This window comes from Neoroseomonas marina (assembly GCF_012927745.1).
Lineage (GTDB): Bacteria > Pseudomonadota > Alphaproteobacteria > Acetobacterales > Acetobacteraceae > Neoroseomonas > Neoroseomonas marina.
This window is the reverse complement of the sequence record NZ_JABBKX010000004.1, coordinates 251037-271983: the sequence shown is the minus strand read 5'-3', so window position 1 is coordinate 271983 and position 20947 is coordinate 251037. Positions and strand designations below refer to the sequence as shown.

Here is a 20947-nt window from a genome sequence, read left to right as displayed (position 1 = left end):
AGGTTCGCCCGCAACCCTTGGCCAAAGCTGCGCCTCAGCGCGGTGGCTCCAGAAGGAGAGACAGGTTGTGAGAGAGAATAATGGAGCAGCGGTGGGAACCGGGGACGGAAGTTCTCTGGCCGGCGCGATTGCGCGAAGGCGATTGCGCCCTGTCAGCCAGCCGGCAGCACTATGATGAGTGCCAAGTCGAGCGGCTACCCGTGGGGGTGGGGGCGTGGAATTATCCGATATCCTCGACTGCCTTCTTACTCCCTGCATATCCACCTCGCATCCAAGGTGCAGAAAGATGCGAACGTCCCGTTCCGACCCTCCGATCCGTGGAGCAGGCGCCGTTTCACACAGCGCCAGTTCATCCCGACGCATCGGATGAGACCTTCGGTAGACGCTGCGGCTCCTCCATCGTGAACCTCCTCCTCCTGACCCGGCGCCCTTTCAGCGCCCCATCCACCCCCGGCTGGCGCGCAGGGCGAGGTCGGTAAGGAGCCCGCCCACATCGACCTCGGTCGTGCCGGTCGCGCCTTCGCGCGTGTGTAGGCGGACCAGCAGCGCCGTTCGCTGCGCCTCGTCGGGCATGAGTGCGATCGCCGAACCGCTCGGTTCCACGCGCGTGACCTTGGCAGACACGCGCCCCACCCCCTCGATCACAACCTCGCAGGTGTCGCCCGATGAAAGGAAGGGGCCGCCGCGCAGCCAAGCGTCCTCAGTCGTCAGGCGCATCAGCCAGGCATTGCCGTCCCCGAACATGGTATGCAGCACGACGCGTTCGGGCAAAATCCGCGGTGCGGTGCTCGCGCGCGGCAGCTCGATGCAGACCGCCATCGCGGCGGCGAGCACGAAGAGGTTGTAGATCGTCCAGCCCAGGATCACCCACTTCCCATCTCCCGCGTCACGGTCAAAGACGATGTCGGTTGCGGGCGAGAAGAACAGACCGCCGAGGGTCAGCACGAAGACGATGAGGAGCGGGCGCAGTAAAGGCCATTGCACGACGACGCGCGTGCGATCGCCACCCTTCGCCGTGACCTTGAACTTGTGCCCCTTGGGCTGCGCGATGCCGATCGCGACCGCCTTGCTGATCTCCTTCGCGCCGAGCAGCTGGCTGACGTCGTTCAGCACCGGCACGATCAGCCCGCCGGAGATCCAGTTCACCGCGACCAGCACGGCGACGAAGTAGGGCAGGAAATACTCGATCACCCCGGCGACCGGCGCGTTGACGACGGTGATGCCGAAGTACCAGTAGGCGAGCGGCGTGATGAGGCACGCCAGCCGGAACGGATAGGTGGTCGCCCAGTAGAGGAAGCTGTCCACCAGGCCGATGCGGTCGCGCAGCCGAAGACGGTTGCGCGCGAAGGGCCCCAGCGGCCCACGCACGATCTGCATCAGCCCCAGGCACCAGCGCCCGCGCTGGGTGATGTATTCGCCGAGCCCCTCGGGCGCCAGGCCCTCGGTCAGCGGCTCGTTCAGGTAGACCGTGGCATAGCCTTCCTCCTGCAGGCGCAGGGTGATGAGGTAGTCCTCGGTCACCGAGCCGACCGGAAAACCGCCGATCGCCTCGAGCGCCGCCCACCGCATGACCGAGGATGTGCCGCAGCAAAAGGCGAGGCCCCAGGCGTCGCGCGCGGGCTGGACGTGGTCGAAGAAGAAGCGCTGCTCGTCCGGGTAGGTGCGGCCAAGGCCGAGGTTCTGTTGGATCGGGTCCTGATTGAAGAAGTGCTGCGGCGTCTGGACCAGCCCGACCTTCGGGTCGTGGAACAGCGCCAGCGCGCGGTCGAGGAAGTCCTTGTGCGGCACGAAGTCGGCATCGAGCACGGCGACGAACTCCGGCGGCCGATCGAGCGCGCGCAGCGTCGCGAAGGCGGCGTTGATGTTGCCCGCCTTCGCGTGCGAATTGTCCGCGCGCGTCAGGTAGTTCGCGCCGAGCCGAGCGCAGAGCGCCCGCAGCCAGTCCCGCCGCCCGTCATCCAGAACCCAGACGCGCGTGCCTGTATGGCGTAGCGCCAACGCCCCGGCGATGGTGCGCTCGAGGATCGGCTCCTCCTCGTTGTAGGTGGCGATCAGCACGTCCACCACGGGCGCGGGGGCCGGCCGCCACCAGCCGGCATGGTCGTCGGCTTCCTGCGCGCGGTTGCGGGTACGCGTCAGGATCAGGAAGGCGACCGTCGAGGAGAGCAGCGTCGTCGCCTCGAGCACCGCGAAGCCCCAGCCGACCAGCGCGTCGAAGGTCCAGTCGAGGTCAGGCACCGTCTCAGCGAAGCGCCAGGCCATGTAGCGCCAGGCGAGCAGCGATGCGATCACGCACAGCGTGACGCGCACTGCGGGATCATCCCGCCGGCACAGCGGCAGGATCACGAGCGCAAGGCCGAGGACGAGCAGCGCTGGGGCAAGCGCCGCCGAATAGTCCCCGAGCAACAGCATCAGAAGAGGCCGAACTGCGACATCAGCCGTCGCAACGCATCGAGCGGGCGGCCTGCGAACACCGTCCGCCCAGTCCGCCCCACCGCGCAGGCGAGCTCGGGGTCGGCGGCCAGCGCCGGCACGCTGACCGCGACGTCGAAGCGCTTGAGATGCTCCGCGCTCGGCCCGACCGCGAGGCTGCGATAGATGGTCTCAGCTCCCGACCCGGCCAGGCGCGCGACGACGCCTTCGAAGATCCGCCCGTCGTCGAGCAGGCGGAACTGCACGGCGTCGCCGACCTTGAGCCGGTTGTAGACGGATTCCCGCACGCTGGCCGTCACCAGCGTGGTCGTGCAGTCGACCAGGCGCAGCACGTCCTGCGCGCGGCGGACGTATTCGCCATTGCCCGTCATGATCTCCCACAGCACGCCGGGCGCGGGGGCGATGAGACGCGCTTCGCGAAAGCGGGCAAGGCGCACGCGCTCCTCCGCGACTGCGGCCTCGAGCTGCGCGATGCGGCGGTTGCGCTCGCGCACCTCGGCCGAGAGCTCGCCGATCCGCTGGTCGAGCTCGCGCACGCGCTGCTGGGACGACGGGGCGTCGTTGTAGGAATCGCCGAGGAAGACGCCGCGGCGCGCGGCGTCGGCTTCGATGGTCAGGTAGAGCAGGCGGTTGCGCGCCACCTCCACCTCCTGCCCGCCGACCTCGAACCCCGCGCGCGCGCGATTGAAGTCGGCGGCGGTCTGGATGCCCTGGCGGCTGAGGTCGGTCGCGCGGCGCATGGTGGCGTCCGCCTCGCGCAGCCGGGCCTGCGCAGCCTCGAGGGCCGCCGTCGCCTCGGCCAAGCGTGCCTCCACCTGTCGGGTGCGGCCAACGCCGTAGTCCTCCGCCTGCTGCGCATAGGCGGCGCGGCTGGCGACGAGCGCGTTGATCAGGTCCTCGATGCGGCGCAGGTCGGTCTCGGCATGCGCGAGGGTCTGGCGGAGATCGGTCAAGCGCAGCTCGTCTGGGCGCGGGTCGGTGATGTTGCCCAGCGGCTCCTCCGCGGTGACGCGCGTGCCGAGGGTGCGGACCTGCAGGCTGATGATCCCGTCGACCGGAGCGCGCACCGTGACGACTTGCGCATTCACCACGGCATCGGCCGAGACGCCGGCCATCTGCTCGCCCACGATGACGTATAGCCCGGCCGCGAGGAGGAGGATCCCCGCACCGACCTTGACCCAGCGGTTCATGCCTTGCCTCCCGCGGCAGTGGTGCCCTGCGCAGGGGGCCGGTCGAGCCGCGCCAGGGCCGCCGAGAGCAGGGCGGCCTCCCGCGTCGAGCGCGTATCGGGGACGGGGCTGTCGAGCCGGCCTTCCGCCAGGGCGGTGGCGGCATCCGCCAAGCGGCCAAAGGGCTTCGCGACGGCGCGCGCGACGAGCAGGCCGACCAGCAGGATCACCACGCCGCTGGCCAGCAGTGGCACGCCGATCTCACCGGCCAGCGAGCGCACTTCGCCGAAGGCCGCTTCAGGCGGCTGGCGCACGATGACAGTCCAGCCGAAGCCCGGGACGCCCTCCGCGGTCCCGGCCGGCACGGCGGCGGCGAGGTAGCGGCGACCATCCGGCCATTGTTCCTGCGTGACGGTGCTGACGCCCTGCCCGCCGGCCAGCGCGCTGCGCTGCGTCAGTCGGGTGCCCTCGAGGCCTTCCGGCCCGACGATGACGGTGCCGTCCCGCGCGGCGAGCATCGCGTCGACGCCGGGCGGCAGGGGAGCGCGGCGCACGCGGTCGCGCATCCAACCCCAGTCCACATGGCTGCCGATCACGCCAATGAGCGAGCCGTCGGCGCGACGCAGCGGCATGGCGAAGTCGATCAGCCGGATCGGCTCGCCGCCCGGCGCGGGGGCGAGGTGGCGTGCCAAGAGGAGCGCGTCATGCAGGTCCCCGGCGAAATCCCCCTGCAGGCCGGCGCGGAACCACGGCCGCGCCGAGACGTCCTGCCCTTCGAGGATCCTGCGGGTGGCGATGAGCACGCGCCCGTCGGGCGCGGCGATGCCCATCCAGGCCAGGCGCCCATTCAGTTCCTTCGCTGCGTCGAGGCGTAGCGGCAGGCTTCCCCCGACGCCCTCCGCCGCGGCCCAGCCGGCCACGGTGCGAAGCTCGGCCCATTGCTCGGCGATGCCGGCCCCGAGCCGGGCGCTGATCTGGCGCGCCGCGGCAGTGAGGCTAACGGCCGCGCGATCGCCCACATTGGTTCTGGATGCCGCTAGGAAGCCAGGAATGCTTGCGATCAACGGCAGGATCGCCGCGAAGATCACCAGCAGGACGAGGGTCGCGGGGAGTGTCCGCGTGGGAATCCGGCGCATTGCGTTCTTTTCGGTACTCTCGAACCAAAAGGTAGCGGCCTCGCCCTAATCTGCAACCTGCGGGACGTGCTTGGCGGAGTTGGACCGCGCTGGATTTCCCTCAGGCCCCAACGATTGAGCGGATGAGCGGGGCGGTTGCGCGGCCGGATAGCATGGCGCGCCGGGAACTCGCGGACGAACTGGGATTCGACCCCATGATGCACCGCTCAGGCGGGATCAGCCCGTCAGAAGCAAATCAAGATGCTTGCGTGTCCCTGATTTGAACCTGTCACGGCGCGTCAGGCAGCCTTAAGGGGGCGATAATCTAGTTCGGTACAGGGGGATACAGGCCCTCCAAACCTCCCCGCCAAAGGCCGAAAGGCCTTTGGAAACCGATCCTCAGCGCCAGTTCAGGGCATAGAGGGCCGTCTGGGCGGGGGAATTCGGGGTGCAGCGGCCGCCGACGTAAGGCGCGCCGGCTGGGTTGGCGGCCCGCACGGCCGCGACGAAGGGGCTGCAGGCGAGGCGGGCGGTGAGCTGGCGTTCGGTCTCGGCGAGGCCGGGTACGCCCTCGGGCCAGACCGTGCGCAGCAGCCGCCGCGCCTCGGCCGCCTGGCCGGAGTAGATCAGGCAGGTGGCCAGCCGCGCGGCCTCCACCCCCGGATGCGGGCCCGTCGCCCCAGGGCCCCTCGACCACTCTCGGCCGCCGAGTTCGGCGATCGCCGCCTCGGTATCCGGGTAGGTCGTGACACGCCGCTCGGGCGGCGGCATGTCCGTCGGCGTTGCCATCTCGATGCAGGCCGTGCCCAGCGCGGCGGCGATCGGCCGGCGCATCGCCGCGACATCCGGTTCCAGTGCCTGGCCCGTCCATCGGAAGGGCACCGTCGGGTGCAGGTCGGTCGCCTGGCTGACCGGTGCCTCCCAGAAGTCGAAGGCGGCGTCGGCCACCTGGACCGTCGCCGCGCCGGGCACCGCCAGCCGGATCATATCCGGTTCGCGTTTGCCCAGCGGCAGGGAGGCGACATGCGTCAGCCCCTGCGGCGTTCTCCGGAACAGGTGCAAGGTCCAGCAGCAATAGGCGCCGCCGGTCCATCCCGTAATGCCGACCGCTTGGCCCCCGTTGCCGAGCGGGATGGTCGCCCCGTCCCGGAAGGCGGCGAAACGCTGATCCCGCGCCTCCCATAGCGTCCTGTTGCCGCGGACGAGGCGAAGCGCCTCGCCACGGCCCTGCGGCACCGCCTCGACCTTCCCGCCAGCGCCGGCGTCCAGCAGCGTCCGCCGCGGCTGGGCGGATGCCTCACCCCACGGGAAAAGCAGCAAGATCAAAAGACCAAAGGTGCCAATGATCTTCATGCCTCAGCCTGCGTTCCGCTCCCGTCGCTTCGCATCGAGCCACAATTCCTCCATGCGATCGAGCGTCACGTCGGCGGGCATTTTTCCTTCAAGACGAAGTGCTTCTTCGATATGGCCGAAGCGTCGCTCGAATTTGCGGTTGGCCCCACGCAGGCAGTCCTCCGGGTCGAGGTCGAGCTTCCGGGCGAGGTTCGCCAACACGAAGAGCAGGTCCCCGACCTCGTCGCGCAAAGCTGCAGTATCAGGCGTCTGGCCCGGCGTCTTCAGCTCCGCGCGCAGCTCGGACGCCTCTTCCTCGAGCTTGTCGAGCACCGCCGCCGCGTCCGGCCAGTCGAAGCCGACCCGTCCGGCGCGGCGCGTCAGTTTCGCGGCGCGGGTGAGGGCGGGCAGGCCGGGCGGCAGGCCGGCGAGCGTCCCGTGCTCCTGCCGGGTCGCGCGCTCGGCGGCCTTCTGGGCCTCCCATGCGGCGGTCTGCTGCTCGGCGGTCCGGGCGTCCTCCTCGCCGAAGACGTGGGGGTGCCGGCGGACCATCTTGTCGGCAATCGCCTTGGCGACGTCGGCGAAGGCGAACCAACCCCGTTCCTCGGCCATGCGGGCGTGGTAGACGACCTGGAACAGCAGGTCCCCGAGCTCGTCCAGCAGGGTGGCTGGCGTGCCCCGAGCGATCGCGTCCTCGACCTCGTAGGCTTCCTCGATCGTGTAGGGGGCGATGGTCGGGAAGTCCTGCACCTGGTCCCAGGGGCAGCCGGTCTCGGGGTCGCGCAGCCGCGCCATGACGTCGATCAGATGGGTGATGGCGGCCTTGGGGTCGGTCATGGCGGGTCCGGAAGCGGGCAGGGCATTCTCGTCCCGCGACGGCGCCGGCTTGGCAAGGGCCGTGGCGGGTTGCGAAGCGGCCGGCGCCGCCGGAGACTGCCCCCACACCCCAAGGACTCATCCCGCCCCATGCCCAAGGTCCGCGTCGTCTGCGCCCATGACTGCCCCGACATGTGCTCCCTCCTGGCCGAGGTCGAGGATGGCCGGGTGGTCCGCATCCAGGGCGATCCGGACGAGGCCTACACGGCCGGATTCGCCTGCGCGAAGGTGAACCGGGACATGGAGACGCTCCATTCCCCGGACCGCCTTCGCACCCCGATGCGGCGCACCGGCCCTAAGGGCAGCGGCCAGTTCGCCCCCATCACCTGGGACGCGGCGCTGGACGAGATCACCGCCCGCTGGAAGGCCATCATCGCCGAGGACGGGCCGCTAGGGATCCTCGGCTACGCCTATTCCGCCCATCAGGGGCACATGAACCGGCGGCTGCCGGCGGGGCTGTTCCATGCCCTCGGCACCACGCGGCTGATGGCCGGGACGGTCTGCGACACGTGTTGCGAGACGGCCTGGGACATGACCCTCGGGCCCGTGGGCGGCACCGACCCGCAGAGCGTCGTCCATTCCGACCTGGTCATCGCCTGGGGCTGCGACCTGATGGCGGTCAACGTCCATTTCTGGACGCTGCTCGAGAAGGTGCGCGCGACCGGGGTGAAGCTGGTCGTGATCGACCCGCGGCGCAGCCAGACGGCGGCGCGGGCGGACTGGCACCTGCCGATCCGGATCGGCACGGATGCCGCGCTCGCCTGCGGCATCGCCCATATCCTGCTGCGGGACGGCAAGATCGACCGGGACTACGTCGCGGCGAACACGCTCGGCTTCGACCGCTGGGCGACCGAGGTCCTGCCGGGCTTCGCGCCGGAGCGCGTCGCGCGCATCACCGGCCTGTCGGTCGACGACGTGGAGCGGCTGGCCGCCATGTACGGCGCGGCGAAGCGGTCCCTGATCCGCCTTGGCGAGGGCATGACGCGCCTCGCCAAGGGCGGGCAGGCTCTGCGCGCGGTGGCGACCCTGCCGGCGCTGACCGGCGCCTATGGACGGGAAGGGGGCGGGGCGCTGCTGCTCGCCGCCGGGTCGATGGATTTCCAGTTCGGCGTCGTGGCCAAGCCGTCGGGCCCGGCCTCGGCCCGGATGGTGAACCACCTGGCGCTGGGCGAGGCGCTCGAGGAGATGCGCGACCCGCCGATCCGCGCCCTGTTCATCGCCGCGAACAACCCCGCGGTGACCAACCCGGACGTCAACCGCCTGCGCCGGGCGTTGTCGCGGGAGGAGCTCTTCACCGTCGTCCACGACCCTTTCATGACCGACACGGCGCGCTACGCCGACATCGTCCTGCCGGCGACGACCTATCTCGAGACCGAGGATTTCTACCGTTCCTACGGTTCCTACCGGATGCAGTGGGGCCCCGCGGCGGTGCCGCCGCAGCACGAGGCGCGGTCGAACTTCCACCTCGCGCAGGACCTCGGCCGGCGCATGGGGCTGACGGATGCCGTCTTCTCCATGGCGCCGAAGGAGATCATGCCGCTGTTCTTCAAGGGCGCGACCGGGATCATCGCCGATGTCGATCCCGCCCGCGTCTTCGAAGGGCCGGTGAAGGTCGCCCCGCCGGCGGCCCAGGAATTCCGCACGCCCTCCGGCAAGCTCGAGATCTACTCCGAGGCCCTCGCGCAGCAGGGTGTCCCGCCCATGCCGGTCTGGGAGGAGGATCCGATCGAGGCGGCCGACGCCACCCGCTGGCCGCTGCGGCTGCTGACCGCACCGGGCTATTTCCAGGCGCACACCGCATATGCCGCCTCGCCCTTCCTGCGGAAGCGGGAAGGGGCGCCCTGCGCGATCGTCCACCCCGAGGAGGCCGCGCGGCGCAACCTGGCCGAGGGGCAGGCGGTGCGACTGTTCAACGACAGGGGCGAGGTCGGCCTGGTGCTGAAGATCAGCGACGAGGTGCAGCCGGGCGTGGTGCTGGTGCCCGGCCAGCGCCCGGACGGCGAAGCGGTGTCCGGCACCGTGAACATGCTGTGCGACACGCGGCTGACCGACATGGGCGAGGGGGCCTGCTACCAGTCGACCTTCCTCGACGTCGCGGCGTGGGAGAAGGCGGCATGAGCGACCTCGCGACCCTGCCGGCCACCGAACAGGCCCGGCTGATCCGCACCCGGCAGGCCTCTCCCGTCGAGGTGACCCGCGCGGTGATCGAGCGCATCGAGGCCTGGCAGCCGAAGATCAACGCCGTGGTCGTCCTCGACGCCGAGCGCGCGATGGACGCCGCCCGCGCCGCCGAGGCCGCGGCCATGGGTGACGGGGAGCTCGGCCCGCTGCACGGCGTCCCGGTCTCGGTGAAGGACATCACGGCCGTGAAGGGGCTGCCGACCCGGCGCGGGACGCGGCTGAGCAGCCCGGAGCCGGTCGGGCATGATTCCCCGATGGTCGCGCGGCTGAAGGCGGCCGGGGCGATCATCACGGGCAAGACGACGGCCACCGAATACGGATGGACCGCGGTCAGCACCAGTCCGCTGACGGGGCATACGCATAACCCATGGAAGCATGGCCGCACCGCCGGCGGGTCGTCCTCGGGCGCCGCGGCGCTGGCCGGGGCAGGGTGCGGGGCGCTGCACATCGGCACGGATGGGGCAGGGTCGATCCGCCTGCCGGCGCATTTCTGCGGCGCGGTGGGCCACAAGCCGACCTTCGGGCTGGTGCCCTACGCGCCCGTCACGAACAACGGGTCGCTCTCCCATGCCGGGCCGATCACCCGGAACGTGCCCGACGCCGCCTTGATGCTGGAAGTGATGGCCGGCTTCCATCCTTCTGATCATACGACATTACCTGGCGGGTTTCGAGCGGCCGACATCGGGCTGCCCGACCTGCGCGGCCTCCGCATCGCCTACAGTCCCGACCTCGGCCACGCGCGGGTCGACCCCGAGGTGGCCGAGGCCGTCCGCGCTGCCATCCCGGTCTTCGAACGCCTCGGCGCCCGGGTCGAGGAGGTCACGCCGCCCTGGGGGCCGAAGGGCCCGGGCCTCGAGCGCGACATCTGGGGCATCGCCATGCTGCCCTTCCTGGAGACCGATCCGGCCCGCCGGGCGGAACAGGACCCGGGGCTGGCGGCCTGCCTGGACGACTATGCCGGCATGACGCTGCAGCAGGCGATCCAGGCCCAGGCCCGGCGCATCGCCTATGCCGCCGAGATCGGGGAATGGTTCGCTTCCGGCTGGGACCTGCTGGTGACTCCGGCAGCCTCGGTCGCTGCCTTCGAGGTCGGCCGCCAGCGCCCGGCGCATTGGCCGGACCACGTCTGGGACTGGCTGGTCTGGGCGGAGTTCTCCTATCCCTTCGACCTGTCCCACGGCGCGGCGGCGTCCATCCCGTGCGGTCGGACCGGGGAGGGACTGCCGATCGGGTTGCAGATCGCCGGGCCGCGCTGCGCGGATGCGCTGGTGCTGCGTGCCGCCGGGGCGTTTCTCGAGGAGCGTCCGTTCACGCCGGGCTTTGCGTCGCTGTGACGCGCAGCGGAGGGCGCTGCCCCTCCGAACCACCCCGCCAAAGGCCGAAAGGCCTCTGGACACCATCACCGCAGCACCACCCAAGTCACGGTTTCCAAAGGCCCTTCGGCCTTTGGCGGGAGGTCCGGAGGGCAGAGCCCTCCGGGCCCACATCGCAGCATCTGAAAGCCGCATAAGGTATATTATGGAAAAACTGAGATGACCTGGCGAGCCCTCAGATCTCCTCCACGCTGGAAACCCCCGGCACCACCTTCATCGCCTGCATGACCTTGGGGCCGATGTTGAAGCCCCCCGGCAGCGCCAGTTCCACTTCCTGGCCCGGCCCCGTGCGCGGCACCAGCACGACGCGCCCGCGCCCGCGGCCCTCCCGCGTCAGGATCGCCCGGATCGGATCGACGGCGGAAATCTCGTCCAGCCACAGCCGGATCCCACCCCCGGCGCCGCTCGCCGCCTTCTCGAGGCTCTCGACCTCGTTCGCCGTCAGCCGCAGTGCCTCGCCGTCCATCCGGGCCTCGGCGGTCACCAGCACGGCGCTGCCTTCCACCAGCAGGTCGCGCGACCGGTTCAGGACCTCGGAGAAGCAGGTCACCTCATAGGACCCTTGGGCGTCGGACAGCCGAACCCAGGCCATCCGGCTGCCGGTCTTGGTCGTCCGTTCCTTCGAGTTCACCACGGTCCCGGCCAGCTTCAGCCGCGACGACCCGGCCCGCGCCCGGTCCGCGATCAGCGCCGACGGCGTCACCCCGAGCCGCTGCAGCGCCTTGCGGTAGGTGTCGAGCGGATGGGCTGAGAGATGGAAGCCGACCGCCTCGGATTCATGGGCCAGGCGATCGAACAACGGCCAGTCCGGCACATCCGGCAGCCGGAGCGGCTCATTTCGTTGTGAATCCGCCCCGAACAGGCCGATCTGGCCGGAATCCCGTTCCTCGGCGCTGGATTGCGCGCGGCGTAGGATCGTTTCGGCCCCGGCCATGACCTTGGCGCGGTTCTTCTCCAGCGCCTCGAAGGCGCCGGCCCGGGCCAGGTTCTCGATCTGCATCTTGTTGAGCAGCTTCGGATCGACCCGCGCCGCCATGTCGGCCAGCGAAGCAAAGGGCCCGGCGGCATCGCGCGCCTTCACCAGGTCCTTCATCGCCGCCTCGCCCACCCGCTTCACCGCGGCCAAGGCGAAGCGGATCGCCTCCTTGCCCTCGGGCGTCGTCTCCACCCGGAACTCGGCGCCCGATCGGTTGATGTCCGGCGGCAGGACGGGAATGCCGAGCCGCGCGGCCTCCTGCATGTGCCCCGCGAGCTTGTCCGTGTTCGACATGTCGAGCGTCATCGACGCCGCGAGGAAGGCGACCGGATGGTTCGCCTTCAGCCAGGCCGTCTGGTAGCTGACCAGCGCATAGGCCGCGGCGTGCGACTTGTTGAAGCCGTAGTCGGCGAAGCGCTCCATCAGGTCGAAGATCTCGGCCGCCTTGGCCGGCTCGATGCCGCGCTTCTCGGCGCCCTCGCAGAAGATGGCGCGCTGCTTGACCATCTCCTCGCGGATCTTCTTGCCCATCGCGCGGCGCAACAGGTCGGCGCCGCCCAGGCTGTAGCCCGCCAGGTCCTGCGCGATCTGCATGACCTGTTCCTGGTAGACCATGATCCCGTAGGTCTCGGCCAGGATGTGCATGATCGCCGGATGCGGCGGTTCCCAGGGCTCGCCCGCCTTGCGTGCGCAATAGGCCGGGATGTTCGCCATCGGGCCGGGGCGATAGAGCGCCACCGCCGCGACCAGGTCCTCGAACCGGCTGGCGCGCATCTGCCGCAGGCAGTCGCGCATCCCCTGCCCTTCGAACTGGAACACCCCGGCCGCGTCGCCCTTGGCGAGCATGGCGTAGGTCTTCGGGTCGTCGAGCGGGATGGCGCTGATGTCGATATGCGTCCCCTGCCCCGCAAGGATGCCGAGCGCCCGCTCGATCACCGTCAGCGTCTTGAGGCCGAGGAAGTCGAACTTCACCAGGGATGCCGCTTCCGCGTACTTCATCGAGTACTGGGTGACGAGCATCTCCGACCGCGGATCGCGATACAGCGGCACGATCTCGATCAGCGGCTTCCGCCCGATCACCACGCCCGCCGCATGGGTCGAGGCGTTGCGGTACAGCCCTTCGACCTGCTGCGCGATGTCGAGCAGCCGGGCTACCTGTTCGTCGCCGTCGCGCAGTTCCTGCAGCCGCGGCTCGCCGGCGATGGCATCGGTAAGGCCGACCGGTTTGGCGGGGTTGAACGGGATCAGGGAGGCGATCTTGTCCACCTGCCCATAGGGCATGCCAAGCACGCGCCCCACGTCGCGCACGGCCGCCTTCGCCTGCAGCTTGCCGAAGGTGATGATCTGCGCGACGCGGTCGGCGCCGTATTCGCGCACCACGTACTTGATCACCTCGTCGCGCCGGTCCTGGCAGAAGTCGATGTCGAAGTCCGGCATCGACACGCGCTCGGGGTTCAGGAAGCGCTCGAACAGCAGGCCGAAGCGCAGCGGGTCGAGGTCCGTGATCAGCAGCGCCCAGGCCGCGACCGAGCCCGCGCCCGAACCGCGCCCCGGCCCCACCGGGATCGGCGGTGTCTGCGCCTTCGCCCACTGGATGAAGTCAGCGACGATCAGGAAGTAGCCGGGGAAGCCCATCTTCTCGATGACGCCGAGCTCGTAGTCGAGCCGATCGCGGTAGACCTTCCGCTTCTCCTCGTCCGGGGCGGGGATCATGGCGTCGAGCCGCTTCTCGAGCCCCTCGACCGCCATGGCGCGGACGGTCTCGGCCTCGGTCATGCCCTCCTTCACCTTGGGGCAGATCGGCAGTTCGGGCTTCTTCTCCTCGGCCATCACGGCGCACATGCGCGCGATGGCGAGCGTGTTGTCGCAGGCGTCCGGCAGGTCGGCGAAGAGGCTCCGCATCGCCGCGGCCGGCTTGAACCAATGCTCGGGCGTGACGCGGCGGCGCTCGCGCTCCGCCATGGTGCGGCCCTCGGCGATGCAGAGCAGCGCGTCGTGCGCCTCATGCATCTCGGGGGCGGCGAAATAGACGTCGTTCGCGGCCACGATCGGCAGGCGGGCGGATTGCGCCAGCGACAGCAGCCCGCTTTCGATCCCCGGTTCCTGCGCCAGGCCGTGGCGGTGCAACTCGACCGCCAGGCGATCCGGGAAGGCCTCGCGCAGCGCATCGAGGATGCGCGCCGCCGCATCGCGCCGCCCATCCCCGATCAGCCGCGCGATCGGTCCGAGCGTGCCGCCTGTCAGCAGGAACAGTCCCTCGGCATGGCTGCGCAGAAGATCGAGCGTGATCGCCGGCCGGCCCGAGGGATCGTCCCGCAGATAGCCGCTCGACGACAGCTTCTGCAGGTTGTCGAGGCCGCGCGCGTCCATCGCGAGCGCGACCAGCGGATCGGGCATCTGCCGAGCCACTTCCGGCCGGTCGGGATCCGCTTCCGCCCGCGTCAGGAACAGCCGGCAGCCCATGATCGGCTGCACGCCCTTCTTCACGCAGGCGCCGGAGAATTCCAACGCGCCGAACATGTTGGCACTGTCGGTCAGCGCCACCGCAGGCATGCCGTTGGAGGCCGCCAGCGAGGCCAGCTTGTCCGCCTTGATCGCGCCTTCGCTCAAGGAATAGGCGGAATGGACGTGCACGTGGACGAAGGAGGTCTGGTCGCTCATCGCAGGACTCGCCGGGGCGACCAGGGTAGCGCAGCGGCCCCGCCGGCGGAACGCGCCGGCGCTGGGCAAGCCCGTGCTCCGCGGCGTCGGCGCCCGGCAAGCGCTTGCTCCACGCGGCGCCTCGGGCGGCATGGCCTTTGCTCGCCTTGCCGGGCCAAGGCGCCGCCGTCAGGATCGGTGCCGGACCGAAAGCCACGGAGACGACCATGCGCCTGCTGCGCGCCGCAGCCCTCATTCTTCCGACGCTCGCCGCGGGTCCCGCCCTGGCCCATGGCGGCCATGCCGAGGGCCTCGCCGCCGGCCTCGCGCATCCGCTGCTCGGCGTCGATCACCTCGTCGCGATGCTCGCCATCGGCCTCTGGGCCTCGCAGGCGGGGCTGGCGCGCGCCTGGGCGCTGCCCGCGGCCTTCCTCGGCGGCATGGCGGGCGGGATCGGGCTCGGCCTCCTCGCACCGCTGCCCACCGGCATCGAGCACGGGGTCGCGGCCTCCGTCCTCGCGCTGGGGCTGATCCTGGCGATCTCGGTGCGCCTGCCGGGCGCGGTCGCGCTGCCGCTCGCGGGTCTCTTCGGCCTGCTGCACGGCGCGGTGCATGGGGCGGAGATCGGCGGATCCGTCGCGCTGACCGCGGTGGGGATGCTCGCGGCCTCCGCGCTGCTGCACGCCGCGGGGTTCGCGATCGGGCGGGTCGCGACGCATCGCGTGACCCTGGCGCGGATTGGCGGGGCCGGGATCGCGGCGGCAGGTCTTGCGCTGATGGTCGTCGGCTGAACAAGAAGAAGGTCGGGGGGAAGGGAACTTCCCCCCGAGCCCCCCCAACCTTCTTTGGATACCTTCAGGCGGGGATGATGCGGCCGTCCTGAAGCGTCACGATGCGGTCCATGCGGCGCGCCAGGTCCGGGTTGTGCGTCGCCACCAGCGCCGCGACGCCGTGGCCGCGCACCTGCTCCAGCAGTTCCGCGAAGACCCGGTCAGAGGTGCCGACGTCGAGGTTCCCGGTCGGCTCGTCCGCCAACAGGATGCGCGGGCGGTTCGCCAGCGCCCGCGCGATCGCGACGCGCTGCTGCTCGCCGCCCGACAGCTTCCCCGGCCGGTGCGTCTCGCGCCCCGTCAGTCCGAAGGCCGCGAGCAGTTCATGCGCCCGCGCATTCGCGTCCCGCCGCGACACGCCGGCGGCCATCTGCGGCAGCGCGATGTTCTCCTCCGCCGTGAATTCCGGCAGCAGGTGATGGAACTGGTAGACGAAGCCGATCGTCGTGCGGCGGATGCCCGTCCGCGCATCGTCCGACAGCGTCCCGGCCCCCTTCCCTCCGACGAAGACCTCCCCGCCATCCGGCTTCTCGAGCAGCCCCGCGAGGTGCAGCAGCGTCGACTTGCCTGTCCCCGAGGGTGCGACCAGTGCGACGATCTCGCCGGCGGCCAGCGTCAGGTCGGCCCCGCGCAGCACCGGCAATTCGCCGGCCTCCGACTTGTAGCGCCGCTCGACGGCGGCGAGGCGCAGCAGCGGCTCACTCATTGCGCAGCGCCTCCACCGGGTCGGTCTTGGCCGCCCGCCAGGATGGATAGAGCGTCGCGAGCAGCGACAGCACCAACCCCATGCCGACCACCTGCGCGACCTCGTTGTAGTCCAGGATCGCCGGCAGCCGCGTGAGGAAATAGACCTCCGGGCTGAACAGCTCGGTGCCCGACAGGGACTGCAATGCCTGGCGGATGCTCTCGATGTTCCAGCAGAAGACGACGCCGATCAGGAAGCCGATCAGCGTCCCCAGCACGCCGACCGACGCACCGCAGAGCAGGAAGATCCGCATCACCGCCCCGCGCGTCGCCCCCATGGTTCGCAGGATCGCGATGTCCCTGCCCTTGTCCTTCACCATCATGATCAGCGAGGAGACGATGTTGAACGCCGCCACGATGATGATGAGCGTGAGGATCAGGAACATCACGTTCCGCTCGACCTGCACCGCGTTGAAGAAGGAGGAATTCGCGTCCTGCCAGGATAGCACCGTCACAGGGCTGCCAGCACGCTCACGGATCTCGCGCATGATGGTGCGCACCCGCGTCGGGTCCTGGACGAAGACCTCGATCTGCGTCGCCGCCCCGCGCTGCTGGAAATACAGCTGCGCGGCTTCGAGCGGCAGGAAGACGAAGGAGGAATCGTATTCGTTCATCCCGACGTCGAACAATGCGACGACCTGATAGGACTTCACCCGCGGCACCGTGCCGAACACCGTCGTCCGCCCCTGCGGCGCCACCAGCGAGACGCTGTCCCCCACCGTCACCCGCAGCCGGTTCGCAAGCCGCGTGCCGAGGATGATCGCATCCTCGCCCTGGAAATCCGCCAGGCTGCCCCAGCGGATGCCATCCGCGATGATGCGCCGTTCGCGCAGGTCTTCCGGCCGGATGCCGCGCGCGAGGCCGCCCGAGGCCCCGCCCCGCTCGCTCGTGATCAGCACCTGCCCCTCGACGATCGGCGTCGCCGAGACGATGCCCGGGATGGCGCGGATGCGGTTGGTCACCGCGTCGTAGTCACGGAACGGTCCCTCGGCGGCATAGACGCCGATATGCCCGTTCAGCCCGAGGATTCGGCCGAGCAGTTCCGCGCGGAAGCCGTTCATCACGCTCATCACGATGATCAGCGTCGCGACGCCGAGCGCGATGCCGACCAGCGAGAAGATCGCGATCACCGACACGAACCGCTCGCCCTTGCGGGCGCGCAGGTAGCGGAAGGCGACGGCACGCTCGAAGGCGTTGAACATCAGCCGCGGATCTTCGCGACGGCGTCCTCGAGCGAGACCTCCGCGCGTTCCCCGGTGGCCCGGCGCTTGAGTTCCACCTTGCCGGCGGCCGCCCCGCGCGGGCCGACGATCGCCTGCCAGGGGAAGCCCATCAGGTCGGCGTCGGCGAACTTCTCGCCGGCGCGGGCGCTGCGGTCGTCATAGACCACCTCGTCGCCGAGCCGCGCATAGAGTGTCTCGCACATCGCATCCGTCGCCGCGTCGCCGGGGCGCAGGTTGAGGATCGCGGCGGACCAGGGTGCGACCGCGTCGGGCCACTTGATGCCGGCCTCGTCGTGGTTCGCCTCGATCAGCGCGCCCACCAGGCGGGAGACGCCGATGCCGTAGGATCCCATCTCCGGGATCACCGGCACGCCATCCGACCCTGTGACGGACAGGCCGAGCGGCGCGCTGTATTTGGTGCCGAAGAAGAAGATGTGTCCGACCTCGATGCCGCGGCCCTCGCGGCGGCGCGCTTCCGGCACCGCGGCCCAGGCGGCCTCGTCATGCATCTCGTCCGTCGCGGCATAGGTGCCGGTGACGCGGTCGAAGAAGGCCTTCAGCCCCTCCACGTCGTCGAAGGAGACGTTGGATCCCGCCCAATCCGTCTCCTCGTAGCCGGCGTCGTAGAAGACGCCGCTCTCACCGGTCTCGGCGAGGATGATGAACTCGTGCGAGAGCTCACCGCCGATCGGGCCGGTATCGGCGCGCATCGGCACCGCGGTCAGCCCCATGCGCTGGAAGGTGCGGAGGTAGGCGAGGAACATCTGGCGGTAGGAATGCTCGGCGCCCGCCTTGTCGAGGTCGAATGAATAGGCGTCCTTCATCAGGAACTCGCGGCCGCGCATCACGCCGAAGCGCGGGCGCACCTCGTCACGGAACTTCCACTGGATGTGGTAGAGGTTGCGCGGCAGGTCGCGGTAGGACTTGGCGAACTGCTTGAAGATGTCGGTGACCACTTCCTCGTTGGTCGGGCCGAACAGCATCTCGCGCTCGTGGCGGTCGCGGATGCGCAGCATCTCCTTGCCGTAGTCTTCGTAGCGGCCGGATTCCCGCCAGAGATCGGCTGACTGAATGGTCGGCATCAGGATTTCCTGGGCGCCGGCGCGATCCTGTTCCTCGCGGACGATCTGTTCGACCTTGCGCAGCACGCGCAGCCCGGCCGGCAGCCAGGCGTAGATGCCCGCGGCGGTCTGACGGATCAGCCCGGCGCGCAGCATCAGGCGGTGGGAGGCGATCTGCGCCTCGGCCGGGGTTTCCTTGAGCGTGGGCAGGAAGGCGCGGGAGAGGCGCAAGGTTCATTCCTTTGCGGCGGGTCGACTGCGGAATCGGTCGCGACCCTAGCGATGCGGCGGGGTCGCTGAAAGGGGCCGCGGGCCGTCGCGCGTCAGGCAACAACAAGTCGCGATGCTGCATCGCAGCGACATTTTCGGTCGCGAGAAGGGCAGAAGCACTCACTTTATGCTTGAGGCCGCTAGCCGCGGCCGTTAAGACAAAAAGAAGGGCCGCGCCCCAGAGGTCGCGGCCCAAGTTTAGGGAGGAAACGCCAGTCACACGGCAGGAAGAGAACCAACCTCTTCCTGAGGCCTAGGATGGTCGGCCGGGGCTCGGCGAACAACGGAAAATCCCCTTGCGCAGGATCAAAAAAGCGGCGGTCAGCCGCTCCCTGCCCCTTTCTTTGCCAAATCGCCGCGGCGGTGCCCAATCGGTCATCAATTCGACGGCATCGCGAAGATTCCCGTGCGGAACGACAGCCATTCGCTCTGCACCATGTACCAGATCCCGACCCAGATCACGGCGGCGAGCGCCGTCGTCGCGAGGGCCTTCCATCCCAGATTCACGGCGACGGGCGCGCCGCGCCAGCCGCCCGCCGCGGGATCGCCCTCGGAATCCGGGCGCGTGCCGATCGGCAGGACGCAGAACAGCACCGTCCACCAGACCAGCAGATAGACGACGATACCGGTGAACCAGGTCATGCGCGCCGAACCCCTGCACGTGGCCTGCGCTGCCTAGTCCCCGGGGTAGCGGGGGGCAAGGGCCTCACCGTCGCGCGGCGTCCTGGCGCAGGCGGTCGATCAGCGCCTGGGCCACGGGCGATCCGGTCGGCCGCCCCCTGCTCGCACGCGAAGGCGGTCACCGCGGCGCGCATCGCCGGGCTGTCCCGCCCAGCGGCCGGATCGGTTCAGGACCCGTGCGCGGCCAGCGTCGATCGCGCGAACCGAACCAGGGCGCGATCGACTGGGGAGAGGACTGCGCGCCGTCCTGTTGGCAGCGGCGGCCGGCGGCATGCGCCACAGCCGGCCAGCCGATACCGCGCCGCAGCAATCACGCCGTGCTGCTCCGCGATGGCTAACCGTGCGCGGGTCTTGGCCTCGTCACGCGCAGTTCCCTGGCCCGCCACCTGCATCAGACGCGCAGGAGGTGGACCTCCACCGTCGGACGCTTGCGCAGTCGCCGTCCGACTGCCTTGCGGACGGCGCTGCGCACAGCCTCACGCAACTGGTCGTCCTCACGCTTCAGCGCGGCGGGCATGTCGCCCACCGCGCGGCGCAGATCCTCGGCGATCAGGCCGGGATCGGGGTCGCCCATCTCGAACAGGCCAGGCGCTGAGATCTGCGGGCTGCCGAGCACCCTGCCCTGCCCGTCCACCGCCAGCGAGGCCATCACCACGCCGTTGAACATCATCCGCCGCCGCGCCGCGAGCAGGCTCCCGTCGATCGGGATCAGCCGGTCCCCGTCCACCGCCAGGCGACCGGTCGGGATGCCCTCGACCACCTCCGGCCGGTTGCCCGACAGGCGCAGCACGTCGCCATCCTCGATCAGGAAGGGCTTCGCGCCGCAATCGGCGGCGAGTGCGGCATGTTCCTGCATGTGTCGCCATTCGCCATGCACGGGCACGGAAAAGCGCGGCTTCACCAGGGCATAGAGGCGGCGCAGCTCGTCCCGCGCCGGATGGCCGGAGACATGGACCATGTGGTCCTCATCCGTCATCACCCGGCAGCCACGGCGGGCGAGGCCGTCCTGCACCCGCTGGATCGCGCGCTCGTTCCCCGGGATGCGGCGGGAGGAGAAGATCACCGTGTCCCCTTCCCCCAATGCGATGTTGGGGTGGGTGTCCTCGGCGATCTTGGCCATGGCCGAGCGCGGTTCGCCCTGGCTGCCGGTGCAGATCAGCAGGATCTCGTCGTCGGGAAGGAAGCCCGCTTCCTCCTCCGGCACGAAGGGCGGGATGGATTTCAGGTAGCCGCAGTCGCGGGCCGCCTGCTCGATGTTCCGTAGCGAACGGCCGAACAGCGACACCTGCCGTCCCGCGGCGCGGCCCGCGAGCGCGATGGATTCCAGCCGCGCCACGTTGGAGGCGAAGCCGGTCACCGCCACGCGCCCCTTGAGGCCGCGAATCAGCGCGGCGAGGTTGCGCCGGACATCCGCCTCGCTGCCTGAATGCCCCTCCACCATGGCGTTGGTGGAATCGCAGACCATGGCGAGCACGCCTTCCTCGCCGAGAGCGGCGAAGGCAGCCTCATCCGTCCGGGGGCCGACCAGCGGGTCGGGGTCGAGCTTCCAGTCGCCGGTGTGAAGCACGATGCCGTGGCGCGTGCGCAGCACCAACGCCTGGGATTCCGGCACGGAATGCGCCACGGGCATGAATTCGCAGTCGAAGGGCCCGAGGCGGAAGCGGCCTCGTGGCTGGATCACCTCCAGCGGCACCTCGTGGACGATACCGGCCTCGGTGAGCTTGCGCGTCAGCACGGCCGCGGCGAAGGGCGTGGCGAACAGCTTGCAGCGGAACTGCCGCCAGAGATGCGCGACGGCGCCGAGGTGATCCTCATGCGCATGGGTGATAACCATGCCGACCAGCCGGTCGCGATGCTCCGCGAGCCAGGTGGGATCGGGCACCATGACGTCCACTTCGGGATTGTCAGCCCCGGCGAAGCCGAGGCCGCAATCGACCGCGAGCAGCGCATCGTCGCAGCGATAGACGTTGAGGTTCATGCCGATCTCGCCCGTCCCGCCCAGCGGGATGAAAGCGAGGTCGCCGGTTACTGCGTTCATGTTGG

14 protein-coding genes are annotated in these 20947 nt (G+C 70.0%); 3 read left to right on the top strand and 11 right to left on the bottom strand.

Features of this window, described 5'->3' with window-relative positions:
• Positions 1 to 432: 432 nt before the first annotated feature.
• The 5 genes from GWK16_RS14450 to mazG form a co-directional block, all read right to left on the bottom strand.
• A complete protein-coding gene (locus GWK16_RS14450) occupies positions 433 to 2412 on the bottom strand; it encodes a glycosyltransferase (protein ID WP_248291379.1) in 1980 nt (659 codons plus the stop codon).
• Positions 2412 to 3623 carry an HlyD family secretion protein gene (locus GWK16_RS14445; protein WP_170054664.1) on the bottom strand — a complete coding sequence of 404 codons (1212 nt, stop codon included), beginning with the start codon at positions 3621 to 3623 and terminating at the stop codon, positions 2412 to 2414. Before GWK16_RS14445 ends, GWK16_RS14450 begins: the two co-directional genes overlap by 1 nt.
• Entirely contained in the window at positions 3620 to 4738 is a 1119-nt protein-coding gene (locus GWK16_RS14440; protein WP_170054663.1) for a cache domain-containing protein, read from the bottom strand. The genes GWK16_RS14445 and GWK16_RS14440 overlap by 4 nt, the downstream gene beginning before the upstream one ends.
• Positions 4739 to 5116: 378 nt before the next feature.
• Positions 5117 to 6037 (bottom strand): hypothetical protein, encoded by a 921-nt coding sequence (locus GWK16_RS14435; RefSeq protein ID WP_170054662.1) that lies wholly within the window; start codon positions 6035 to 6037, stop codon positions 5117 to 5119.
• 36 nt (positions 6038 to 6073) lie between these two features.
• Entirely contained in the window at positions 6074 to 6886 is an 813-nt protein-coding gene (mazG, locus tag GWK16_RS14430) for a nucleoside triphosphate pyrophosphohydrolase (RefSeq protein WP_170054661.1), read from the bottom strand.
• A gap of 129 nt (positions 6887 to 7015) precedes the next feature.
• On the opposite strand from mazG, the gene GWK16_RS14425 reads away from it, so the two are divergent.
• On the top strand, positions 7016 to 9043 hold the full coding sequence (locus GWK16_RS14425) for a molybdopterin-containing oxidoreductase family protein (RefSeq protein WP_170054660.1): 2028 nt from the start codon (positions 7016 to 7018) through the stop codon (positions 9041 to 9043).
• Positions 9040 to 10440: an amidase family protein gene (locus tag GWK16_RS14420; RefSeq protein WP_170054659.1), complete on the top strand. Its 1401-nt coding sequence runs from the start codon at positions 9040 to 9042 to the stop codon at positions 10438 to 10440. Before GWK16_RS14425 ends, GWK16_RS14420 begins: the two co-directional genes overlap by 4 nt.
• Before the next feature lie 214 nt (positions 10441 to 10654).
• Here the strand turns inward: GWK16_RS14420 and dnaE are convergent, their stop codons facing one another.
• Complete coding sequence (dnaE, locus tag GWK16_RS14415) at positions 10655 to 14116, bottom strand: DNA polymerase III subunit alpha (RefSeq protein ID WP_170054658.1); 3462 nt, start codon at positions 14114 to 14116, stop codon at positions 10655 to 10657.
• 206 nt (positions 14117 to 14322) lie between these two features.
• Between dnaE and GWK16_RS14410 the strand changes: the two genes are divergently transcribed.
• The gene (locus GWK16_RS14410; RefSeq protein WP_170054657.1) at positions 14323 to 14886 is read left to right on the top strand and encodes a HupE/UreJ family protein; all 564 of its coding nucleotides are present in this window, start codon (positions 14323 to 14325) and stop codon (positions 14884 to 14886) included.
• A gap of 64 nt (positions 14887 to 14950) precedes the next feature.
• Here GWK16_RS14410 and GWK16_RS14405 read toward each other — a convergent pair whose 3' ends face one another.
• The 5 genes from GWK16_RS14405 to GWK16_RS14385 form a co-directional block, all read right to left on the bottom strand.
• Complete coding sequence (locus GWK16_RS14405) at positions 14951 to 15631, bottom strand: ABC transporter ATP-binding protein (protein ID WP_170054656.1); 681 nt, start codon at positions 15629 to 15631, stop codon at positions 14951 to 14953.
• Positions 15624 to 16871 (bottom strand): lipoprotein-releasing ABC transporter permease subunit, encoded by a 1248-nt coding sequence (locus tag GWK16_RS14400; protein WP_170054655.1) that lies wholly within the window; start codon positions 16869 to 16871, stop codon positions 15624 to 15626. The genes GWK16_RS14405 and GWK16_RS14400 overlap by 8 nt, the downstream gene beginning before the upstream one ends.
• Positions 16871 to 18184 carry a proline--tRNA ligase gene (gene proS, locus GWK16_RS14395; RefSeq protein ID WP_170054654.1) on the bottom strand — a complete coding sequence of 438 codons (1314 nt, stop codon included), beginning with the start codon at positions 18182 to 18184 and terminating at the stop codon, positions 16871 to 16873. The genes GWK16_RS14400 and proS overlap by 1 nt, the downstream gene beginning before the upstream one ends.
• A 417-nt stretch (positions 18185 to 18601) precedes the next feature.
• Positions 18602 to 18865, bottom strand: coding sequence for a DUF1467 family protein (locus tag GWK16_RS14390; protein WP_170054653.1), 264 nt, complete (start codon positions 18863 to 18865; stop codon positions 18602 to 18604).
• A 430-nt stretch (positions 18866 to 19295) separates the two neighbouring features.
• Positions 19296 to 20942, bottom strand: a complete 1647-nt coding sequence (locus tag GWK16_RS14385) for a ribonuclease J (protein ID WP_170054652.1) — start codon at positions 20940 to 20942, stop codon at positions 19296 to 19298.
• Positions 20943 to 20947: the final 5 nt, after the last annotated feature.

Excerpts from the sequence above, each read along its gene's own strand:
- GWK16_RS14450 (WP_248291379.1), bottom strand. The coding sequence starts at position 2,412 with ATGCTGTTGCTCGGGGACTATTCGGCGGCGCTTGCCCCAGCGCTGCTC.
- GWK16_RS14445 (WP_170054664.1), bottom strand. The coding sequence starts at position 3,623 with ATGAACCGCTGGGTCAAGGTCGGTGCGGGGATCCTCCTCCTCGCGGCC.
- GWK16_RS14440 (WP_170054663.1), bottom strand. The coding sequence starts at position 4,738 with ATGCGCCGGATTCCCACGCGGACACTCCCCGCGACCCTCGTCCTGCTG.
- mazG (WP_170054661.1), bottom strand. The coding sequence starts at position 6,886 with ATGACCGACCCCAAGGCCGCCATCACCCATCTGATCGACGTCATGGCG.
- GWK16_RS14425 (WP_170054660.1), top strand. The coding sequence starts at position 7,016 with ATGCCCAAGGTCCGCGTCGTCTGCGCCCATGACTGCCCCGACATGTGC.
- GWK16_RS14420 (WP_170054659.1), top strand. The coding sequence starts at position 9,040 with ATGAGCGACCTCGCGACCCTGCCGGCCACCGAACAGGCCCGGCTGATC.
- dnaE (WP_170054658.1), bottom strand. The coding sequence starts at position 14,116 with ATGAGCGACCAGACCTCCTTCGTCCACGTGCACGTCCATTCCGCCTAT.
- GWK16_RS14410 (WP_170054657.1), top strand. The coding sequence starts at position 14,323 with ATGCGCCTGCTGCGCGCCGCAGCCCTCATTCTTCCGACGCTCGCCGCG.
- GWK16_RS14405 (WP_170054656.1), bottom strand. The coding sequence starts at position 15,631 with ATGAGTGAGCCGCTGCTGCGCCTCGCCGCCGTCGAGCGGCGCTACAAG.
- GWK16_RS14400 (WP_170054655.1), bottom strand. The coding sequence starts at position 16,871 with ATGTTCAACGCCTTCGAGCGTGCCGTCGCCTTCCGCTACCTGCGCGCC.
- GWK16_RS14390 (WP_170054653.1), bottom strand. The coding sequence starts at position 18,865 with ATGACCTGGTTCACCGGTATCGTCGTCTATCTGCTGGTCTGGTGGACG.
- GWK16_RS14385 (WP_170054652.1), bottom strand. The coding sequence starts at position 20,942 with ATGAACGCAGTAACCGGCGACCTCGCTTTCATCCCGCTGGGCGGGACG.